22 protein-coding genes are annotated in these 21,672 nt (G+C 53.3%); 7 read left to right on the forward strand and 15 right to left on the reverse strand.

From position 1 onward, the window contains the following. Positions 1-32 precede the first annotated feature (32 nt). The 4 genes from IB214_RS12800 to IB214_RS12815 form a co-directional block, all read right to left on the reverse strand. On the reverse strand, positions 33-1,244 hold the full coding sequence (locus IB214_RS12800) for a cytochrome c (protein ID WP_117343039.1): 1,212 nt from the start codon (positions 1,242-1,244) through the stop codon (positions 33-35). Positions 1,245-1,247: 3 nt separating this feature from the next. Beyond that, the gene (locus IB214_RS12805) at positions 1,248-3,140 is read right to left on the reverse strand and encodes an FAD/NAD(P)-binding protein (RefSeq protein WP_115258602.1); all 1,893 of its coding nucleotides are present in this window, start codon (positions 3,138-3,140) and stop codon (positions 1,248-1,250) included. An 82-nt stretch (positions 3,141-3,222) separates the two neighbouring features. After that, the gene (locus tag IB214_RS12810) at positions 3,223-3,696 is read right to left on the reverse strand and encodes an ester cyclase (protein WP_117343038.1); all 474 of its coding nucleotides are present in this window, start codon (positions 3,694-3,696) and stop codon (positions 3,223-3,225) included. Between the two features lie 11 nt (positions 3,697-3,707). Beyond that, the gene (locus tag IB214_RS12815; protein ID WP_117343037.1) at positions 3,708-5,135 is read right to left on the reverse strand and encodes an aminobutyraldehyde dehydrogenase; all 1,428 of its coding nucleotides are present in this window, start codon (positions 5,133-5,135) and stop codon (positions 3,708-3,710) included. Between the two features lie 291 nt (positions 5,136-5,426). Here IB214_RS12815 and IB214_RS12820 point away from each other — a divergent pair, with 291 nt between their 5' ends. Both IB214_RS12820 and IB214_RS12825 read left to right on the forward strand, forming a co-directional pair. Then, positions 5,427-6,152: a GntR family transcriptional regulator gene (locus IB214_RS12820; RefSeq protein WP_115258605.1), complete on the forward strand. Its 726-nt coding sequence runs from the start codon at positions 5,427-5,429 to the stop codon at positions 6,150-6,152. A 24-nt stretch (positions 6,153-6,176) separates the two neighbouring features. Beyond that, positions 6,177-6,875 carry a cache domain-containing protein gene (locus tag IB214_RS12825; RefSeq protein WP_117343036.1) on the forward strand — a complete coding sequence of 233 codons (699 nt, stop codon included), beginning with the start codon at positions 6,177-6,179 and terminating at the stop codon, positions 6,873-6,875. Between the two features lie 34 nt (positions 6,876-6,909). On the opposite strand, the gene IB214_RS12830 is transcribed toward IB214_RS12825, so the two are convergent. Both IB214_RS12830 and IB214_RS12835 read right to left on the reverse strand, forming a co-directional pair. Further along, positions 6,910-8,391: an APC family permease gene (locus IB214_RS12830; RefSeq protein ID WP_117343035.1), complete on the reverse strand. Its 1,482-nt coding sequence runs from the start codon at positions 8,389-8,391 to the stop codon at positions 6,910-6,912. Between the two features lie 274 nt (positions 8,392-8,665). Continuing rightward, positions 8,666-8,797: a hypothetical protein gene (locus IB214_RS12835; RefSeq protein WP_255508612.1), complete on the reverse strand. Its 132-nt coding sequence runs from the start codon at positions 8,795-8,797 to the stop codon at positions 8,666-8,668. Between the two features lie 137 nt (positions 8,798-8,934). Between IB214_RS12835 and IB214_RS12840 the strand changes: the two genes are divergently transcribed. From IB214_RS12840 to IB214_RS12860, 5 genes are all read left to right on the forward strand, one after another. Then, positions 8,935-9,075 (forward strand): hypothetical protein, encoded by a 141-nt coding sequence (locus tag IB214_RS12840; RefSeq protein WP_096757192.1) that lies wholly within the window; start codon positions 8,935-8,937, stop codon positions 9,073-9,075. Between the two features lie 403 nt (positions 9,076-9,478). Beyond that, positions 9,479-10,312: an ABC transporter substrate-binding protein gene (locus IB214_RS12845; RefSeq protein WP_115258614.1), complete on the forward strand. Its 834-nt coding sequence runs from the start codon at positions 9,479-9,481 to the stop codon at positions 10,310-10,312. Between the two features lies 1 nt (position 10,313). Beyond that, positions 10,314-11,132, forward strand: a complete 819-nt coding sequence (locus IB214_RS12850; protein ID WP_117343034.1) for an amino acid ABC transporter ATP-binding protein — start codon at positions 10,314-10,316, stop codon at positions 11,130-11,132. After that, on the forward strand, positions 11,132-11,917 hold the full coding sequence (locus IB214_RS12855; protein ID WP_117343033.1) for an amino acid ABC transporter permease: 786 nt from the start codon (positions 11,132-11,134) through the stop codon (positions 11,915-11,917). The genes IB214_RS12850 and IB214_RS12855 overlap by 1 nt, the downstream gene beginning before the upstream one ends. Continuing rightward, positions 11,907-12,584: an amino acid ABC transporter permease gene (locus IB214_RS12860; RefSeq protein ID WP_117343032.1), complete on the forward strand. Its 678-nt coding sequence runs from the start codon at positions 11,907-11,909 to the stop codon at positions 12,582-12,584. The genes IB214_RS12855 and IB214_RS12860 overlap by 11 nt, the downstream gene beginning before the upstream one ends. A gap of 9 nt (positions 12,585-12,593) precedes the next feature. Here the strand turns inward: IB214_RS12860 and ydhT are convergent, their stop codons facing one another. The 9 genes from ydhT to ttrS all read right to left on the reverse strand — a co-directional run bounded on the left by ydhT (position 12,594) and on the right by ttrS (position 21,615). Further along, complete coding sequence (gene ydhT / locus IB214_RS12865) at positions 12,594-13,406, reverse strand: protein YdhT (RefSeq protein WP_117343031.1); 813 nt, start codon at positions 13,404-13,406, stop codon at positions 12,594-12,596. A gap of 3 nt (positions 13,407-13,409) precedes the next feature. Continuing rightward, complete coding sequence (phsC, locus tag IB214_RS12870) at positions 13,410-14,195, reverse strand: thiosulfate reductase cytochrome B subunit (RefSeq protein ID WP_117343030.1); 786 nt, start codon at positions 14,193-14,195, stop codon at positions 13,410-13,412. Beyond that, positions 14,192-14,860, reverse strand: a complete 669-nt coding sequence (locus IB214_RS12875; protein ID WP_117343029.1) for a 4Fe-4S dicluster domain-containing protein — start codon at positions 14,858-14,860, stop codon at positions 14,192-14,194. The genes phsC and IB214_RS12875 overlap by 4 nt, the downstream gene beginning before the upstream one ends. Before the next feature lie 64 nt (positions 14,861-14,924). Then, positions 14,925-15,602, reverse strand: a complete 678-nt coding sequence (locus IB214_RS12880) for a YdhW family putative oxidoreductase system protein (protein WP_115258619.1) — start codon at positions 15,600-15,602, stop codon at positions 14,925-14,927. A gap of 10 nt (positions 15,603-15,612) precedes the next feature. Beyond that, a complete protein-coding gene (locus tag IB214_RS12885) occupies positions 15,613-17,715 on the reverse strand; it encodes an aldehyde ferredoxin oxidoreductase (protein WP_115258620.1) in 2,103 nt (700 codons plus the stop codon). Positions 17,716-17,834: 119 nt separating this feature from the next. Further along, entirely contained in the window at positions 17,835-18,461 is a 627-nt protein-coding gene (locus IB214_RS12890; RefSeq protein WP_096757202.1) for a ferredoxin-like protein, read from the reverse strand. A 510-nt stretch (positions 18,462-18,971) separates the two neighbouring features. Continuing rightward, positions 18,972-19,181, reverse strand: coding sequence for a fumarate hydratase FumD (gene fumD / locus IB214_RS12895; RefSeq protein WP_096757203.1), 210 nt, complete (start codon positions 19,179-19,181; stop codon positions 18,972-18,974). Positions 19,182-19,274: 93 nt separating this feature from the next. Next, positions 19,275-19,859: a tetrathionate respiration response regulator TtrR gene (gene ttrR / locus IB214_RS12900; protein ID WP_115258621.1), complete on the reverse strand. Its 585-nt coding sequence runs from the start codon at positions 19,857-19,859 to the stop codon at positions 19,275-19,277. After that, positions 19,834-21,615 (reverse strand): tetrathionate respiration histidine kinase TtrS, encoded by a 1,782-nt coding sequence (ttrS, locus tag IB214_RS12905; RefSeq protein ID WP_117343028.1) that lies wholly within the window; start codon positions 21,613-21,615, stop codon positions 19,834-19,836. The genes ttrR and ttrS overlap by 26 nt, the downstream gene beginning before the upstream one ends. Positions 21,616-21,672: the final 57 nt, after the last annotated feature.

Below are 21,672 nucleotides of genomic sequence, written 5' to 3' on the forward strand. Positions count from 1 at the left end.
TCGGATAAGCGCAGCGCCATCAGGCATAACGCTTAGTGTGTAGCTGGTTTAAGTCCGGCAAGCTCCTCCTGACTGACCTCGCCATTGCCTTCACCCCAACTTTTTCGTACATAGTTGATCACATCGCGCATCTCAACTTCGGTCAGCAATCCGTTATACGCTGGCATCTTAAACGACACGTTGCCCCGCGTGGTCGGCGTTTCCGCGCCCTGCGAAATCACCCTGAACAGCGGGGTCGGATCGTCAACCATCACCAGCGGATTGTGGATCAGTGACGGCGCGTTGTTATCCGTGCCCTTGCCTTCCAGACCGTGACAGGTCGAGCAATAACGGTTGTAGACCACTTTTCCCGCCTGCGGTGAATTCGACCAGGACGCCGTGGTGGTGCCCGCTCGTGTCGTCTCCGGTTTGGCGTTTTTCAGGCTCCGCAGATACTGTGCAATCGCTGCAGCATCTTCATCCGTCAGGTATTGCGTACTCTCACTGACGACTTCAGCCATTGAACCCGAAACCGCAGCATGCTTGCTTTTACCGGTCAGTAACAGCGACGTTAACTCCTGCTCAGACATCCCGGTGCCCCGAAGGGACGGCGCATACCAGCCGTCAATCATCGCCCCGCTCAGGTACTGTGCATCGGCATGAGTATAGGCTTTCTCATTCATCGCCATTCCCCTCGGGGTATGGCAGGAGCCACAGTGGCCGGGTCCTTCAACCAGATAAGCTCCGCGCTGGATCCGCGCGGCACTGGGATCGGTACTGTTGCTACCTACCGCAGCCGTTGCAGGAGCGTCGGTAAAGAGCCAGTTCCAGATATGCAGCGGCCAGCGGGCTGAAATCAGCCAGGGGATCTCATTCTCTTTATTTGCTGTCGCAGACGGCGTGACATCATGCATAAAGTAGCGATACAGCGCCTGGACATCTTCGTCGGAGAGCTTTGCGTAAGACGGATATGGCATGGCCGGGTAAAGCGGATGGCCATCTTTGGCAATGCCCTGACGCACCGCTTTTTCAAAATCCTCGTAGGAATAGTTACCGATGCCGTGGGTTTTGTCCGGCGTGATATTTGTCGAGAAAATATCACCGACCGGCGTGGGAAACTTTTTGCCCCCTGCCATCGCGTCCCCACCCTCAGCGGTGTGACAGGCTACACAGTCTGAAATTCTGGCGATGTACTCACCGTGAGAGTCCGCGGCGGAAACCGTCGCGCTAAACAAACAGGCGACAAGAACGGTTACATTACGCATAGATCACCTCATACCCTTGAGTTCGTTAACCGCCCGCAATGCCTGATCGATCGCCGCATGTGCATACGCGCTCCAGTCGGCATCAGAGTTAGCAATCGCAATTCGGCCGATGGGTTGGCGTGCCCGCTCAACAACCTTCTCCATTTCATCCATGTCGTCGAACAGCGGGTTGGCGTAATAGGCATAGCCATGTGCCCAGCGGTTAACCGTAATAGCCGCGATATCACGTTGATTGTCAAAGCCTGTCGAGCCAAACATCTCCTGCAACTGGCCACGGATCATCTCTTCATGCGCAGCAAACGTGGTCCCCAGCAGATAGGCCCGTCCCAGGCGGAATTGTTCTCTCGCCGGTAGGTTACTGCCCGGATAGGTTGGCACATAGACCATATGAATCACCATCGGATCGTCTGGGGTCGCCGGGTGCTGATAGCCGCCAATGCTGACTGGATAGTCGAGCTTAATGCGGCTGTACGGCGCAGCCGGGGAATAAAACTCATGTACGCCGAGTTGCTTAAACGCCTGCCAGTTTTTCACCACTACGTTGGTGTAAACCAGCGGCGCCTTTACGTTCAGCTTGAGGTCTGCCTGCTGTTGTTTCGGCATTTCCGGCACCAGGTACGGGATCATCATGTTATAACCCGCCATGATGGCATTTTTTGCGTGCACTCGATGCAATTTGCCGTCACGCAGATAGGTTACGGCCACGCCGCCCGGCACGTTGGCCGCATTAATCACGCTACTGTTGAGGCGTAAACGCGTGGTATTTTCCGGCAGATCCAGCTTTTCGTAATGCAATCTGGCGAGGACGGAATCCTCCATGGTGGTCCCCGGCAAGGCATCCGGGAGCATATATCTGACCATTATTCGTGCCAGTCCCGCGTTGCCATCGGGGAAGTGATAAACATACGGCTCTTCGAGGTCGGCCAGTGACTCGCCGTCCAGCGGCGGCAGACCTAACGCTTCCATGCCCGGTAAGGCGCATGCCCGGGCATCGCTACAGGAAATGCCCTCAATGCCGATAGCAAAGAAATCGTTGGAGCGCTGCTGGAAATAGAGCAGTGCCATTTTGCTTAAACCGACTTTCGTGGCCAGAAATTCACTGTAGCTGTGGGTATCCAGCCAGCTACTTTTCTCCTCGACCGTCATGCCCGGAAGGTAGTCGCCAGGGCGTACATGCAGGTCGATAAGCGCTTTTCGGTCGCTCTCACTCAACGGAAAATCATTGATAAAGTCTTCAATCTTACGACCGTTGAGCCGGTCCGGTGGAATATCGTCGGAAACAGCGCGTCCCGGATCGCCGCTGACGATTTTGGTCTCGCCAAAATTCTTTTTGTCGAAAAAGACGCCGCGACTGAGCTGCCAGTCTGGATAGAAGTTGACGTCAAAACTCTCTTTGAGCTTGGTGGCGCTCACGCCGAGTGTTTCCATCAGCTTTTGTACGTCCGGGCTGAAATTATGCGCTGGCGACTGAAACGACTCACTGCCGCCATAGCCGATCAGTTTTTTTCCGGCTGTGCTAAATTCGTTACGTTTGGCGTGGCCGCCAAAATCATCATGGTTGTCGAGGATCAGAACCTTGCTGTTTTGCCCGACAAGTTGCCGCCAGAAACATCCGGCCGCCAGCCCGCTAATGCCGCCACCAACCACCACCAGGTCGTACTCTTCCTCGACCGGAAGCGCCGTTAAATCAAATTTTTTCTGTTCCCGGCCCAGCGCGTGAGCCATTTCAAACGAGCCCGGATGGTTACCACGCAGCCCCGTCAGGCTGGGAGGGTAATAACTTCCATCGATAAATTCATGTTCTTTTCCTGCCGCTCTGACCATATCCAGAGGGGTCAGCCCCGCGGCGATGGTGACCGCCACACCGTTGAGAAAATCACGTCGGGTAATTGCCATTAACTTGTCCTTTTGCCACGCACACACTGCCCTAAACACAGCACAAATGAGAGGGTCCCCCTCTCACAAGGGGGACCACCGACTACTTCACTGGCTTGAGTTCTTCATCCAGTTTTTTAGAATCATAATAATCACCCTGCCAGGTGATTTTTCCTGCCTTAACATGAATATAGCTGACGCCTTCAAATTTGATCGGATTATTTGTCGGCGGACTTCCTGCCCATTCGCCGCTATTTTTACCCGAGAACTCCCAACGAAATGCCACGGTATCTTCGTCATAGACGGGTTTGCCGACCATTTTCCAGTTCAGATCCGGGACCGCCTTAATGAATGCTCCAATCACCTCTTTCTCGGCTTTTTCCCTGCCAGTTATCGGCTCCCCGGCGGCGGCATCGTAATAGACCGCGTCGTCGGCCAGATACTGCGCTGCGAGCGGCGCGTTATGCGCATTCCAGGCCGCCATATACGCTTTTACGGTGTTCAGCGGGGAGCTGTCTGCCAGACTAAACCCCGAGAACATCACCAGCGACAGCGCAGCTATTTTTAATGTTTTCATCGTATTACCCGCTATTCAGAAATATCGCACATGATATGTTTCACTCGGGTGTACTCATCGAGTGAATAAGAGGAGAGATCTTTACCGTAGCCGGATTTCTTGAACCCGCCGTGCGGCATTTCCGCACACAGTGGAATATGGTTGTTGATCCACACCGTGCCAAAATCGAGGTCAATGCAAAAACGCTGTGCGCGGCCGTGGTTACCGGTCCAGACGCTTGCGGCCAGGCCGTATTCCACATCATTGGCTTTGTGCAACGCGTCTTCGTCAGTCGAAAAGGACTGAATCGCCATTACCGGACCAAACACTTCATGTTGAATGGCTTCGTCGTGCTGATGCAAACCGGAGATGATGGTTGGCTCAAAGTAGAAGCCCGGTCCGGGCCCTGCTCTGCCACCCGTTTCAATTTTTGCATGCGCAGGCAGACGCGCAATAAAACCTTGCACCTGCTCCAGTTGGTTCCGGCTATTCAACGCGCCATATAGCGCATCCCTATCCTGCGGGGGACCAAATTTGATGCTTTTTGTTTTCTGGATCAATTTTTCCAAAAACTCAGCATAAACGGACTGCTCGACGAGAATTCGCGTGGCGGCAGTACAATCTTGCCCGGCATTGAAAAAGCCGGCGGTAGCGATCGTCTCAATCGCCCTGTCGATATTCGCGTCGGCAAATACCACGGCGGGCGCTTTACCGCCCAACTCCAGATGGGCTTTGGTCAGGTTTGCCGCCGCCGACGCGGCCACCTGTAGACCCGCACGTACCGAGCCAGTAATCGAAACCAGTGAGGCCGTCGGGTTCGACACCACCAGCGAACCGGTTTTGGCTTTCCCTAATACCACATTAAACGCCCCTTTCGGGAACAGCGGCGCGGCCAGCTCAGCCAGCAGCAGCGTGCTGACCGGCGTGGTGTCACTCGGTTTAAGCACCACCGTATTTCCTGCCGCCAGCGCAGGGGCTATCTTCCACACCGCCATCATAAACGGGTAATTCCACGGCGTGACTTGCCCCACAATACCCAGCGGTTCGCGACGAATGGTTGAGGTGAACCCGGCAGAATATTCACCGGCAGCCTTCCCTTCAAGGCAGCGCGCGGCACCGGCAAAAAATCGAATGGCGTCGCAGGAGGCCGCGATCTCTTCTTTCTCAATAAAATGGCGCAGCTGTCCAGTTTCCTGACTCTGGGCGTTAACCAGTCGCTCTACATTGCGTTCGATTTCATCAGCCAGTGCCAGAAGCGCTTTTTGCCGCTGTGCGGGCGTCGATTTCTTCCAGATACTGAACGCGGCAGCGGCGGCCGAGTAGGCCAGATCGACTTCTGCTGCCCCACCATTGGGCGATAACGCGTATGTTTCACCGTCCACCGGGCTGACCAGCTCAAACGCGTCTTCGGTACTGCCCGCCACGTAGTGTCCGTTAATAAAATGCTTCAGGGTTTTCATGACTGTCTCCTGCCCGTTAATACATAAAGAATCTTATGTAATATATATATTGTAAATTTTTTTCAAATGCGCAACATTGACAGTATGATAAACGTCGCATTTTTAACTTAAATTTTACATTTTCGCGGTAAGGTTATTCATCGTCATTTGACGCTAACGGGACACACATCCGCCTGTGCAACGGTTCTGTGCATGGGCAGGTAAAATAACGCGACCATTCTGACCTTCCTTGCCTGACAGGCTTGTGTTAGAAAGGGTTGTTGTTTCAGGGAATTGAGTGCAGAAAAGATTATGATTACTCATGCGGTCATATTTGCGCCTATCGGGCAGGTCAGTCGTTCCGACCAGATTGTGCAGCGCCTTTCAAACGCCATCATTACGGGATTGCTCGAGCCAAAAGAGCAACTGCCCAACGAAACCGACCTGGCAAAGATGATGGGCGTCTCACATATCACCATCAGAGAAGCACTCAACACGCTTCGGGCTAATAATCTTATCCATACGGTTCGTGGCCGAAATGGCGGCAGCTTCGTTTGCGAAAATATTGATGGCAAAAATAGCGTCCTGCATCCGTTTAAATCGATTGGCACCGATTACCTTTCCGACTTAGGCGAAATGCATTGCGCCATTATCAGCCACAGCGCCAGGCTGGCCTCCCGGCGCATGACCAATGCGGATATCGCTAAATTTCGCGAGTTTGTTGAGGTGTTAAGAAAGGCTGATTCACCCGAATTAATGACCCAGGCCGATATGCGTTGCCTGCTGGCGATCGCCGCCAGTTCGCATTCAGCGCGGCTGGCGAATCAGGAGCTGCAGGTGCAGGCGGAGTGGGCTTCGCTGGTCGCTATACTCTATCGTTCTGGCACTATTCACGCCGAGATCATTGCGCTCTATTCGGCGCTGGCCGATGCGCTGGCCGCGCATAATGAGACAGAATCGGTGCAATTTGCCACCCAGATTATCGATACCTGTACCTATTATCTTATTGAAAAAAAGCTGAAATATAACGCGAACTGACCATCAGTGAAGGCAGGAAAGACCATGAGCTCTTCGACATCCCTTAGCGCATTAATCCGTAAAATTGATGATATTACTGTCTCTACCGTAGAGTCTACCGTTGCGCTGGCGAGGAGCATCCACGAGGCGATTGCCGGTGTACAAAAAGGCTCGGCAGAGGTGGTCCTCGACCCGGCAGTGAGAGCCACTGTTCAGCAGCACATTAAACACACGCTGAATCACAATCACTATTGCTCGGGTGCCGGATTCGCCAGCCATATTGAGAATACGCCAACCCGCAACGAGTATTGGCTGCTGGAGTGGTGGTATAAGAAAGATAACGGTCTGAGTCAGGCGCATCTGGATTTAGATCAGGCTACCCAACAGCGGCTGGATTTCAGAACCTTCGAGTGGTTTAAGCATTCTCCTCCTGCAGGTGAAGCCTATATTCACGGGCCTTACGTCGACTATATCTGCAACATTTCTTACACACTGACCTCGGCGGTGCCCGTTTACTACCATGACCAGTTTCTTGGCGTCGCCGCTGTCGATCTGCTGGTTAGCCAGATCGAGGCAGAACTGCTCTCCTGCCCTCAACCTTACTATGTCATTCTGACCAATCTGGAAAACCGGATTATCTTTTCCAGTTGGCCGCGCTGTCGCGTGGGAGAATTACTGTCACCGATGAATACCCGTATTGTGTATCAGAGCGACTACTTCATTCTTTACCACTATCAACACTAAGGGGATAGGCTCTAAGGGCCCGAAGGCCCTTTGTTTAATTATCCTGCCCCATATTGAGCTTGTTTGCGTAGGCTATCGCATCATTTTCCGGCGCAGCAGAGCGACCAAACGGACGCGTCATGAACATGTAGATAAGCCCCGAACCCACCACAATCGCCAGGCCAAACAGCACCGTCCAGCGGTCGATGAAATCACTGCTGTCAGCGGGTTGGGCCAGCAGCCAAATCCCGCACAACCCGTAAGCTAACGCCAGCACGTTAACCAGAGTCCCCCAACCACCGATGGTCCACTCACCCGCCGGTTTCCAGCCTTTCAGGCGCTGGCGCAGCGCTGCCAGCACGACCATCTGGAAGGAAATATAGATACCGATAACGGCAAACGCGGTAATGCGCGACAGATTATCGGGCTGGAAATAGACCCAAACACAGATAATCACCGGCAGTAAGCAACTGACCACCATGGCATTATCGGGAACACCATTTTTAGAGATTTTGGACATCCACTCGCTTCCCGGCAGCATTCTGTCACGGGAGAAAGAGAAGATAAGGCGGCTCAGCGCAGCCTGGAGAGACAGAATACACGACAGCATGGCGATAATCGCGACGATGATAAAGACCGTCGCGCCGGTTTCCCCCAGGGCCTCATTGAGGATAGCCGGGATCGGATCGGCCGTTTTACCGTTGACAATACTGACCAGATTCGGCGAAGCCAGCAGATACCCCATGACGGAAATAATGGCCGAGATCGCACCAAACACGATACTCAGGATCATCGCAATCGGGATTTTTTTGCTTGGGTTCTTCACCTCTTCCGCAACGTTGCCGCAGGCTTCAAAGCCAAAGAACATAAACAGGCCCATCAGCGCGGCAGACATAAAGGCGGTGGAGTAGCTCCCGTCCTGGGCCAGCACGCCCATTGAATCAAATATCACCGAGAATGGCTGTGAACGGTGGAATATCAGCAGGTAAATCCCCAGCGCAATCACGCTGACGATCTCACACCAGAAACCAATTTTGGCGACCCGGGCAAGATTCTTTGTCCCGGACATATTCACCGCCATCATCAAGAGCAGCAGCACCACGGATGTCAGCAGCATGGTGGCCGGAGTCTGACCATAGTGGAATAATGACTCGACGAAGGTTGAGGTGTATTCCGCGATTGAGGTGATGGTCACCACCAGCGCCCACAGGTAAATCCAGGCGGCGATCCACGCATATTTTTTCCCCCACAACCTTCTGGCCCAGGGATACAGCCCTCCGGTAATCGGATACTGAGACGCCACTTCGCCAAACACCAGCGCAACCAGAAGCTGCCCACAGGCGACGATTAAAATCCACCATACCGCCGGTGGCCCTGCCAGCGTTACGGCAAGCGCAAACAGCGAATACACGGCGGTGAGTGGCGACAGGTAGGTAAAACCCAGCGCAAAGTTAGAGATAAGTCCGATCGAACGGTTGAACTGCTCTTTGCCATCTTTTTGAAAATTATCGTTTTTATTATCAGGTATCTGTTCCATATCTCTTTCTCTTTTGTGGAATAGTCACAGGGGTTAACGATTAATGTATAAAAGATATTAAGTTATATGTATAGTGATTTTGTCATGATATTGTTAAAAATGATCGCACATCACGTTCCTGAATAAACAGGCTTGCCGCATGATTGCGAAACATATTATTAACATTTTTGCGAGTTGTGACGGGTTAAAAAACGGACAAAAAAGAGGGGGTTAGCGAGGTCCGCCGCGCACCGGAGCGGTGTTTCAGTTCAGGGGCGCGGCGTTGGCGTGCATGTCAGGTTATCGGTTCGGACAACACCGACAAACCGAACTGTTCAATAAAGCGATCGACTGTATTTTTATCCTCATCCGTTAAGGTCCAGCCGGGTTTTCGACAATACTCATCCTGAGCGCCGCCAACCGACATCTGTGGACCACGCTACCGGAAAAATACGCACATCTGATTTGATAGTCGCCTCTAAATCGCAAGAATCGCTGCTGTTCAGCAACATTTTTGCAATATAATAAGGGGGATGTTAAACGCTGAACCTGAACAGGTGACTGATGGAAATTGATCTCGATAATCTGGTCTTTGATGGGCTCGATGAAGCGCAAGAGCGCAATGCGGAACGTCTGGAAGATGCAGACAAAAAAGCACAGGAAATGATTGCGGATAATGACTGCGGCGATGCCTGCAAAATCTAATCCCTGAACCGGCGTAATGCCGGTTTTTTTATCTCCAGTCTGCGTGTATAGCGCAATGCTTCAATCAGCTGTGCAAAGGCAGAGGTGTGCTGTTTGCGGCTGGGATAATACAAATAATAACCCGTAAACGGCGCGCCTGGCCGTCTTTGAGATAATAGAGATCGTTAAAATTATCACGCAGCATGACTGGCCCCCAATTCCACATCGGTTATCGGTTTATGGTACAGGCCCGCATGGAAATACAGTAGCGTTTCTGGATAATTTGCATTGTATTTACCCATTGTTAACAGCTATTTCACTAATATCATTTTGTATATAGATAAGAATTTTTTCTTATTTTGCGCCATCGATAAGTTATGGGAGCGTTAATAGCACAAACCAATAACTACAGGGATTTCATATAATGATGGCAACGAAAATTCAGCGCGCTAAAAAATCAATCCTGGCACTTAGCATATTGTCCGCGTCGGGCATGATGGCTTCGCAGGCTCAGGCCGATCAACTGGCCGATATCAAAGCTGCAGGCGTGGTGAAAGTCGCGACGTTCGACGCTAACCCACCGTTTGGCTCTGTTGATGCGAAAACACATAAAATTGTCGGCTATGACGTGGATTTTGCCGAAGCGCTGGCAAAATCACTCGGTGTAAAACTGGAACTGGTAGCAACTAATCCGGCCAACCGCATTCCGCTGTTGCAATCCGGTAAGGCCGATTTAATCGTTGCGGATATTACGATTACGCCGGAGCGGGCGCAGGTCATCGACTTTTCGGTCCCCTATTTTGTCACCGGACAGCAGTTCCTGGTGCCCGCAAAATCCCCGGACAAGCTTGATGATTACAGCAAGGCACGCATCGGCGCGGTGAAAGGCACTACCGGTGAACAGGCGCTACATCAGCGCTTCCCACAGTCACGCGTGCTGGCCTACGACGATATTCCGCTGGCGCTGACCGCACTGCGCAATGGCAATGTTCAGGCCATCACCCAGGACAGTACTATTCTGGCGGGCCTGTTAGGTGGCGCACCGGATAAAGCAGATTTCAAAATTTTACCTGACCTGCTGAGTAAAGAAGAGATCGGCGTAGGGGTGAAAAAAGGCGAAACGGCGCTGTTAAACGCGGTAAACGACGAGCTGCTGAAGCTTGAGTCGACCGGTCAGGCGGCCAAAATCTACGATGTCTGGTTTGGGCCTGAAACCAAAAATCCCCAGCCCCGCGCCTTTAAAATAGAAGCGAAGTAATATGCTCTCAGGTCTGTTTCCTCGCTCCGCAGCGCCAGCTGCGGATTTTACGCAGTTGCGTCAGGCGCGGGTCGAGCTGCGCAATGTGCATAAACAGTATGACGCACAGGTGGTGTTAAATGACGTTAACCTGACCGTGGAGCCCGGTGAAGTGGTCACCATTCTGGGCCCTTCCGGCTCAGGGAAATCTACGCTTATTCGCCTGATCAATCAGCTTGAATCACTTAGCGGGGGCGATATTTTCATTGATGACCACCCGATCGGCCAGCTGCGCGGCGCGGCCTTACGTCAGTTACGCAGTCGCATTGGTTTTGTGTTCCAGCAGTTCAATCTTTACGCACATCTGACGGCGCAGCAGAACATCTCGTTGGCGCTGGAATATGTTCACGGCTGGAATAAAACGGAGGCGAAACGACGCGCGCTTGAGCTGCTGGAACAGGTCGGACTGGCTGACAAAGCCGAGGCCTACGCCGCACAGCTTTCCGGCGGTCAGCAACAGCGCGTTGCCATCGCCCGCGCCCTGGCCTCCTCCCCACAAATCATCCTGTTTGATGAACCCACTTCCGCGCTGGATCCCGAAATGATCGGCGAAGTGCTGCTGGTGATGAAAAACCTCGCCCATAGTGGCATCACGATGATTGTCGTCACTCACGAAATGCATTTCGCCCGCGAGATTGCCGATCGGGTGGTTTTCATTGATGGCGGCGACATTCTCGAAGTGGCGCCCCCCGAGGCGTTCTTTACCCGCCCACAGCACCCAAGGACCCGACGCTTCCTGAAAAAAGTTCTCGACCCGTTACATCAGGAGTCATCGTTATAATGCACGCAATGGACTGGCAGGGAGTGCTGAGCGGGCAACCTCTGCAATGGATAATGTCAGGTTTTCTGACCACGCTATGGGTGACACTGGCGGGGATAGTACTCGCCACATTGCTGGCCATCTTACTGCTCGGCCTGCGCCTTTCGGGTAATCGCATCGCCGGTGGCATAGTCAGCGTGTGGGTTTCAGTTTTTCGCAACACGCCGTTACTGGTACAACTGATGTTCTGGTATTTCGCCGCATGGAATCTGCTTCCCCGGGGGGTAATTACCTTCATCAATGCTGAGCACCCGTGGTCCATTCTGCCGGGAGAGGTCTGGTGGTTAACGCCGGAGTTTCTCTGTTCGGCCTGGGGGCTGGGGATTTTTACGTCAGCTTTTTTGGTGGAGGAAATCGCCTCCGGTTTACAGGCGGTGTCCAGCGGGCAGCGGGAAGCCGCCGTGGCGCAGGGTTTTTCTTCCTGGGCGACCTTTCGGCATATTCTGTTGCCTCAGGGCCTGGCGAACGCCTGGCAGCCAATCGTCGGGCAGTATCTCAATTTAATGAAGCTCTCATCGCTTGCCAGCGGTATTGGTTTCGCTGAACTGACCTACCAGGTTCGGCAAATCGAGAGTTATAACGCCCACGCACTGGAAGCGTTTGCCGTCGGCACCGGGCTGTATCTGCTCACTGGGCTTGTGCTGGGAATGCTGCTCACGCGACTTGGCCCTCGGCCCGTACCGGCAAAGCGATCTGCGGTAAAAACCCACATTTTGAGCATCCGGAGTCCACAGCATGATCGCTAATATTTCGGTGATTACCGACAATCTGGACTATCTCCTGTGGGGACGCGCGGCACAGGGACAGCCGGGGGGAGTTCTGCTCACGTTACTGATGGCAATTGGCGCTGCGGTGCTGGCGCTGCCCGCCGGGATTCTCCTCGCCTGCTGCGCGTGGCGGTTCCCGGGCGTGGTGCGCAAGGGACTGTTTGTCTGGGCGGAGTTTATTCGCGGCATTCCGCTCATTTTTGTCATTTTCTGGATGTGGTACCTGCTGCCCGTGCTGACAGGCAGCGATCTGCCAGGGGCGGCGACCGTCACACTGGCGCTAGCCTGGTTTACCGCCGCCTCGGTAATGCACTCCGTGTATGCGGGCTTAAACGCGCTGCCTGGCGGTCAGTATGAGGCGTCAGTGGCTCAAGGATTTCGCCCATTTCAGACGTTGTGGCTGATTTTACTGCCACAGGTGCTGCGTAATATTCTGCCATCGCTGACGGGGATTTTTATTGGGTTACTAAAGGATACGTCGCTGGCGTTTATCGTCAACATCCCTGAACTGACGACGGTTGCCGGTCAGGTGAACAGCCGCGTGCAGATTTACCCGGCTGCGATTTTTGTCTTTACCGGACTGGTTTACTACCTGCTGTGTTTTGGGCTGGAGAAAGTCGCCCGGCATCGGTTCGCGCTAAAATAATGCCACGGCTCAACAGGCCACGAACTGGTGGTCGTCGTTGAGCCGGTATTTCACACCGGCACGGATATTATTCTCACCCTCGATGGCAACGGCAAACCGCATTCTCTCCCCGTCGTGATAGGCAAGCGCAGCACATCCACCGGGGCCGAGAATGATTGAATCGACCTCGCCGGTACTGGCAACGACCGCATTTTCACCGCTGGCAATAATGTGCACATTGTCAGCACAGTTAGCAATCTTTGACTCAGGGCCAAAGCTGGCGATCTGCGTGAGATCGCCGCTGCTGGCAATACGGCTGCGCTCGCCCAACGAACTGATACGCACACGCATGCCGGTACTGGCGATGCGCGTGCCGTTTCCCACGCTGCTGACGCGCGTGGAATTTCCCGCAACCGCAATTCTGCTGCGATTGCCGGAGCTGCCGACATGCGTATTGTACCCCACGCTGCCAATGCGGGCGCTGTACCCCGCGCTGGCAATCTGTGCGGCGTACCCGGCGCTGGCGATTTTGACGTTATCACCTGCACTGCCAAGGCTGTCGCTGTCCGTTGCACTCGCCAGCTGTCTGCCATTGTCGTCTGCCGTTTGCGGGCTGGCTAAACGCGCCATCGCGAAAATATCCTGCTGCACAAAACGTGCTTCATCCAACCATTTAGACCAGCCATATTCCACGAGGCTGTCCGCCCAGTCGCCGAAACCCTCTCGCTCAAGCGCACGGTGAACATCCGCATAGCTGCCACCGTCCGGAAACGAACGCAGAAACCAGCGGTACAACACGGGCCCGACGCGCCAGGCCCGTAAGTCACTAGAGGTTATCATCATTGCTTAATGCCGATGATAGCCATCCACCATGCACCTGAAGGTTTCGCCCGGTGTGCGTCCCGTGGTGCAGAGATAAAGATGTCCAAAAATGAAAAACAGACTCACTATCGCCAGCGCAAAGTGCGCCTGCAGCAACCAGTAACGCACACCCGGGAACAGATCGCCCACCGCTTGCGGATACAGCGACAGCAAACCAGAAATCAGCAACAGCGGTAACAGTCCGTACATTACGCCGACATAGGCCGCCTGCTGTAACGGGTTGAACTTAGACCGCGTGGATGCCGGGAACGGGTGTGCCTCACCCTGCATAATGCCAAACAGATAAAACCGCGTCTGTCGTTGCGCCCGCCCAATCCAGCCCTGGCGTTTAATCATATAGTGATGCCCGTTGCCACCGATCAGGTTGATCAGCACAAAGCCAATCCAGCACGCCAGCAGCAAGAAGCCACAGATTTCGTGCACAGCATGCAGGCTTTTCATTACCGGGGCGCTGACGGCAGAAAAGTGGTTGAGCAGGCCACTGCCCAGCAGCAGTAAAAACAGCAGCGCATTCGACCAGTGCCACAGGCGGACCGCCTTAGAGTACAGATAAACTTTCTCACCGTGCCCGGCTGACGCTTTATTGGCAGAGCGAAAGCGCAACATGGCGTGTAGCGCCAGCACCAGCCACATCCCCACCAGCATTAACCCGGCAGCCACCAGCCAGACGGGCCAGTAGTCGGGCTTAAACAAGGGGACGTACTGCGCAAGTTGCGCATGAAACTGTTCGGCATTCTGCGACGCGTTCATACATTATCCTTTTTAATCAAATGTTGACCGAACCGACGATACAGATGGGGTTTCCCGGCGCCTGCCAGCTGATACTCGTAAAACTTGTTTTCGCGCAGCCAGGCCTGAACCTGCGGACTATCTTCGCGCCCAAATATCAGCGCATGTTCCGGGCACGCATTCACGCAGATAGGCGGGAAGCCTTTTGCCAGACGTGACTCGGCGCAGAAGTCACATTTGTCGGCCACTTTGGTTTGCGGATTAAGATAGCGAACCTGATAAGGACAGGCCCCTATGCAGTAGCTACAGCCAATGCAACGCGCGGCGTCAACCCGCACAATCCCATTCTCATCGCGCCAGGAAGCACCGGTCGGACACACCTCAATACAGGGCGCATCGTCACAATGCTGGCAGGACTGGCGGAAATAGTGATACAGGGTTTCGTTGTCGTTATCCGACACCGGAATATGGGCAATCGACAAACGGCTACCCTGGGCTGGAACATGGTTGGTTTTTCTGCACGCTCGGGCACAAATATTACAGCCGTTGCACAATGACTCATCATGAATCATGACATAACGAACCGCTTGCGTATTTTTGGCACTTGCTAACAAGGTTTGGCCTGGGCCGGTGAAAAAAATCACCGTCCCCATGCCAATGACAAATTTTCGTCGGGTGAAGGACATCGGGTTATCCTCTAATGCTGTGACAGTGATCGTCCACACGTTCCATGACATTTACCTGATCAATTCAGGGGTTCTGGTACTGCTCAACCTCAAGCCATTCACACAGGCCGTACGCCTTGCCGTAGCGCATAAAGCGCTCGCTAAACAGATAAGGTTCCGCATTCGACGCTTCCACAACGCGTATATCTGCGTAATCCGGGTGCGTTTCCATGGCAGTCAGCGCCGCGGCTATCTGTTGAGGTGCAAAGTGATACGGCGACTGTCCGAGCATGGCGACCTTATACGGGCGAGGATACGTTCGGCAGTCAAAGCGCACCGCCTCGGCGATCGCCCGGCAGATATCGTTTTCCACCACCTGCACGCACATGTCGGCATAGTTAGCCGTCATGGTCTGCGTCGAGTAGAAATACACATCTTCCGCACCCTGCACGCAGGTAATATCCGCACTTCCCGCCTGCTCATGCATGGCGTCCAGCAGCAGCGTAAGGTCTGTTTCAGGCATTGAATAAGGTGGCTGCAAAAACACACCGCGCGCCACCAACTGGCCCGACGTAGAGTGCTGGCGGATAAAATCCGCCATTATTGACTCCGCCGTCACCGGCTCTTCGACCTGCGGCGTGTTGCTGTGCTCTACGGCCGGGTGTAACGCCTGTAGCCACTGTCGTTTTTGGCTATCCACCTCATCAGGAAGCGCTATACACGCTTCCTCATCGGCGACCAGAACGTCGCTCACGTTAGTCATCTCGCGTTCCTTACGCCGGCAGCAGATTCTGCGCAGCCAGATCGGCTGCCACATCCTCAAGACCGAGGCGATTCAGGGTTTCACGCGTTGGGCAGCCGAGTTCCGGGTCCCAGCCCATTTCCTGATAGAACATCGTCAATGACTGGCGCATATCTTCCCGATCCATTTTGTCGGTCCCTTCGGTAAACACCGGGATCTTAGGATCTTTGTCGAAGACCCAAGAGCAGATAAGATCGTGCTCATTGCGCATATCTTTGGTTTGCATCAGTTTCACTGTATAGGCACGGTGCAACGTAAAAATACGCTCGGCGGCGAGATCCAGGCTTGCCTGCGTTGTTTCATCACCGGTTACCGCCTGGAAGAATTTCGCTTCCAGATCCAGATCCCCACGATAGTTTCGACTCTTCAACGGCGACACCGTCATCGGCCAGACCCAGTTGCACAGCGTGACGGCGTTATGGAGACAGACCTTCAGCAGCGTCCATTTGGCATATTTAATTTTGGCGGCGTTGATTGGGGTGTAGTTTTTTGTTTCGTCGTAGGCATCCTGTGAGCCAAACAACTCACCCGCCACTTCACGCTGTAATTTCAACGGCAAACCAGAGCCGATAAAGTTGATGTGGGTGTGCGCCATGCAGTCACGGTTAAACATGCAGTTGGTGATCGCCCCCACCTGTGCCGAGGCCTCGTTAGCATGGTGAACAGGAAAACCAAACGGCGACCACAATTTGTTTTTGGCATAGCCCCAGTACTCGTCGCCTAAATTCCAGCGTTCGGCAATGGCATATGACCCATCTGCAAGGTGGCTGAGTTCGCCGACGCGATGCGCCAGGCGGTAGTAGAAATCTTTAATAAAATTAGGATCGCCCGCTTCCAGCTGATCCCAACGGATCTCGGCATACTCTTCAGCCGGCAGCACGCGTTTAAAAACGCCTTTGGCGTAGCAGTAGGTAAAATCACGGTGCAATTGCCCGTAGTTACACCAGATACCGTAGTCGTCGAACAGGTTCAGGCCAACCAGATTCCCCACCACGCGGCCATCATCTTTCTCGTCAAAATCTTTCGGGCCGTTCGGGAAAATCGTGGTGTGCACGAAGTTCGCCACGCAGGTGTTACCACCGGTACTCGGTACACCAAAATCTTTAACACGCGGGACGTTGAGCTGGGTCATACAGCGAATCGGGCATGAGTGACAGCCGCTCATTTTGACCGTGTATTTTTCTGCGGCCGGTCCGAGATCGAACACCGACTTGTAGGTACGAAAGCCGACGGTATTTTGGTTGCCTGGCGGGATTTCCCCCGTTTCAATCGGGCCGCCTTCCGCCGCGCCCCAGAACAGCCCTTTACGCGCCGTCCAGCGTGAGTTTGGCGATGAATATTCAGCCCACGCCTGTGGCGTGCTCGGCACCACATGGTTGTTGTTAGCGCCGATAAGCTCGGTCATCATGTAATCGTTCAGCCGCTTCATCTCTTTGCGATCGGCGATGTTGACCCCTTTTGTGCCTTCAACCGCAATGGCCTTCAGGTTCTTCGAGCCCATCACCGCACCGGTGCCAGCACCGCCGCTGTGGTTGCGGCTGTTGATCATACAGGACAGAGGTACCAGATTTTCTCCCGCCTGACCGATGGCGGTGACGCAGGTTTCCGGGCTGGTGATGCGACAAATTTCTTCGGTCGTAGCGCGTGTACCCTTGCCCCACAGGAAGTCGGCTTTTTCGATGCTGACTTTGTCGTCTTTGATATTGATCCAGACAGGCGATGCCGCCTTACCTTCAATCACAATCGCGTCATAGCCGGCAAATTTCATTTGTGCCGCAAAGAAGCCGCCCATATGGGCATCAACGACTAAATTACCTTTGGTAAAGGTTGATAATGAGGTGATATTGACGCGTGAACTGCAGGGTGCGCCCGAGCCAGTGAGGGGACCGGTGGCGAAAACCAGTTTATTCCCTTCATCAAAAGGTTTTGTGCCTGGCGGGACTTCGTCGTACATAATTTTATAACCAAAGCCCATCCCACCGACAAATTTTTTAAATTTACTGGAATCTTCCACGGTGATATTACCCGTCGTGAGATTGACCCGTAAAATATTACCTGTCCAACCATTAGCCATCATGTTTTCCTTTGCTAGAAGGTTTAATAGATATACCCGTCATTTTGCTGGCCGCATTTCCGTACATAGCGGCAATTTTTTGGCAATTAATGACGCGTATCAGGCAAGCCTGCGATCCATCAAACGGTAATCTCTTTCCATTCGATAATTTTTAATGCTCCAGTCGGACAAGCATTGGCGCATTCCCCACACAACACACATTTCGAGGATTTTTTAGTTTCGGTATTCACGGTCGCCATCATCCAGGGACAGGCCGTGGTACACGCGCTACAGCCAATACAGCGCTTGTGATCCACCGCAATACAACCGTCTTCCTGTTTCCAGGTAATTGCGCCTATCGGGCAGACAGCCATACATTGCGGATCTTTGCACTGGCGGCAGGTATCGGCGGTGTAGTTTAAATCGCCGTATAGTCCGCCACCGGAACCGACACCGTTGTCACCAAAGAAAAAGTTGCGATGGATTTTGATACGGGAAAAGAAGGTGCCAACGGCGCCATCGTTATAATTCGTACAGGAAATTTCGCAGCGGTGGCATCCTGTGCAGCGTGCACGTTGCGTCACCAGCACTCCTTTCGGCGTGTTAATCAGCCCGACAGTGCCGCTATCGACATCTTCCTGCTTACAGCCAAAAAGTGATAACAGTGCGGGGGCAATGGTTAACCCTGCCAGACCTTTTCCTGATATCCGTAGAAATTCAAGTCGCGTTAAACCACAATCTAAAAATGGACGATCAACCTGGTTCATTTATTTCGCATCCTCTTCGCAAACGCTGTAGCAGCAACACATCCAGTGCTCATGTTTATACGCGCCGGGCAGGCCAAATCGGGCCACTGATGTTGCCGACAACACGTGATATTTTTGCCCTAACCTGATCGCATCAATGACGGTGGTTAAACGGAGTGAATCTTTACCCTCAAGACAGGAATAACCCTTTAGGGTTAGGCGGATAAATAATGTGGTTATTCATAGCCTGTAACCTTGATCGTTATCAAGTAAAAACGGGAAGGAGAATAATTAATGCGGAGTGATATTTATTATCATTAAGGCAGGTTGAAATAGTATTTCATCTGCATTACAAATATTTGTGATTACACCTCCAAATATAAGCGTTTGTTTTAATCGATATATAATATAATACATAACGACAAATACATTTTTCTGCACTTTTTATTTTCAAAGATGAATTATATATATTGATAGAATACCGTGGCAGAATTACAGGGCGGTAGCCTTTCTCCACCGCCCTTTTCAGGATTAACCGGCTAACGCTTTAATCACCGTCTCCATGGCCTGTTTTTCTAACTCACTGCGTTGCACACGCTGATTGGCGAGGGTGGTTCTCAGTACACCGGCAATGACGATATGCTTAGGCTCTTGTCCCAGATCGCGCATTTCCAGTACTACTTTACCAACAACTCTGCACATCTCGCGGTACAGTTCGTCATCTTTGGTCTGATTACCCATATTTGCCTGCTCGTCATTAGCTCAAACCAACAGCATATATCAGTCTGGCTTATTAGACAAAAAATCAATGAAAATCAAATAACTGTCATGAATCTACAGAACCTGCTGGAGTCGGTGAACCAGCTCAGCCAGGCTCCCCGCCTGCATTTTTTCCATCACTCTTGCCCGGTGAACCTCAACGGTACGGACCGCAATATTCATTGCATCTGCGATTTCCCGGTTCATCAACCCTTGTGCCACCAGACCGGCCAGTTGGCGTTCCTTTGGGGTAAGCTGTTGGTAGCAAGCGACAATCTCATGGCGCGTGCATGCCGTAATGGAAACCTGCAGAGCATGTTCCAACGCGACCTGAAGTGGTCCGGCAGAAACCGGCTTTTGCAGAAAATCGACCGCTCCACGTTTCATTTGCGCGACCGCCATCGGTACATCGCCATGCCCGGTAAGAAAGACCACCGCCAGCGTGCTGCCGCGCCGTAGCATCTCGTCATGTACACCTTGTCCATCCAGTCCCGGCATACGCATATCCAGCAATACAACCCCGACCTGATGCAGATTGACCTCGGCCAGGAAGGTTTCTCCGTGCTGCCAGCACCGGACCTCGTATCCCAGACTTTCCAGTAAAAATGCGCAGGCCTGGGTGACGGCTACATCGTCATCCAGCAGATGAATGATCGCCACAATCGCCCCCTTTCTGTGTTGGCTTAAAATGTAATCTTACCGCGACACCCGCCCGACCATCTGGAGCCTGTTGATTGTTGATGCTAATCTCGCCGCCGGCATAGCGAACCAGGCGTTGGCATATGACCAATCCCAGCCCCATTCCTTCTTTGCGGGTAGTCATAAACGGTTGGAACGCTTGATAAAGCTGAGTTTCATCGATTCCCCCGGCGTTATCCTGTACCTGTATGCTGATACCGTCGTCCTCATGTTGAGCGGTAAACCACACCGTGCTGGCCCCTGCCTGAGCGGCGTTAAGCACCAGATTTGCCAGTACTTGTTCCAGCAGAACGCTGGGCAGCGTCAGCGTTAAGTTTGCGCTGACCGTCGTTTGCAACGTGACGTCAGGGAATTGCTGTGTCATACGCAATAATTGCCACACGTGGTGGACAGCATCACGGATGTTGATCGCCTGCCAGTCATCCGTCATTACTGGATTGCCCTGGGCCTGGCTGGCCCACAGACGCAGATTGCGCAACGTATCGGCCCCCCGCTGTGCCTGAGCATCTATCTGTTCAAGCGCAGGTAACAGCGGATGCTGTTGATCCTGACCGCGCAGGCGAATCAGGCAGCCTTGCGCATAGTGACGGATAGCCGAGAGCGGCTGGTTAAGTTCATGGGCAAACCCGGACGTCATCTCGCCGAGGACGCTCATCTGACGCGCGGTTTCCAGTGCCTGCTCCTGCTTGCGCAACAGCACATTGTTACGCTCCAGCAGCCTGCCGCGACGACGGACCAACAGCATCACCCAGATGTAGTTGAGTGTGAGCAACAGCAGAACTACCGCTGCTGCCCCCATTACCAGTTGATGCTGGATAAACCAGCTTTTGATATCCAGCCACAGTTGACGCTGCTGCGGGTGCTGACGAACGTCACGTAGTAACGTTTCGACCTCGCGGGTCGAGGCGGGAGCTCCCCAGCGAAAAGGCGCATCTTGTGGTGCATTAAACAGAACCCGGGTGAAGCGATCGGCAAGTTCATCACTCACTGCTGGCAGTGCGGCGAAGGACCAGTCAGGATAAAGCGGCGTGCTGCTCAGGCAGGGAATCGACGTCGGATGGTTGAGCACCACCTTAAAATCGGCTTTATGGATCAGCCCTTCTTCATCCATTTTTTCCAGCAGACACACCGGCACAATCACGGCCTGAACGGCTTTCTCACGCAATAAATACACTAACGCATCGGCAGGAAAACCCGTGAACCTCAGGCGCAAATCGCGCTCCGGGCGCAATCCCGCATCGATAAGCGCTTTATAACCCAGCAAATAGCCGCCAAATGCCTGGGCATCGATCGCCCCAACCGTTTTGCCGATCAGATCGTGTGCCGACGCGATCTCTCCGTCACGCCTGACCAGGATCGCACTACCAATCACATTGCTGGTCGCTTTTCCGCCGCGGGTGGAGCGTAAGGATGCCAGCCAGCGTAGCGCTGCGCGGTTGTTTAACTGCACAAACTGCGCCGGATTGGTTACCACAAACTGCACGGTTCCCCGGTTCACGGCATCTTGCATCTGGTGCAGGTCCAGCGGTTGAATATGAAACCGTTCACCGGCGATTTGCTGATTCAGCAGGGTTTCCAGCGGCTGCCAGTGATTACGTGTGGTGACCTCCCCACGCATGGCTAAGACGCCAATGTTCCATGTCTGCGCCCAGGCCGCTCCGCTCAGCATCCACAACGCTGCCAGCACCGTCAGGCAATGTACTACTTTACATCTCACGCCATTATCCCTGTCATTTATGTTGTTTTAGATCAACAACAAGCCGGGTATGTGGTT

The organism is Citrobacter sp. C1, from assembly GCF_014596895.2.
Classification (GTDB): Bacteria; Pseudomonadota; Gammaproteobacteria; order Enterobacterales; family Enterobacteriaceae; genus Citrobacter; species Citrobacter gillenii.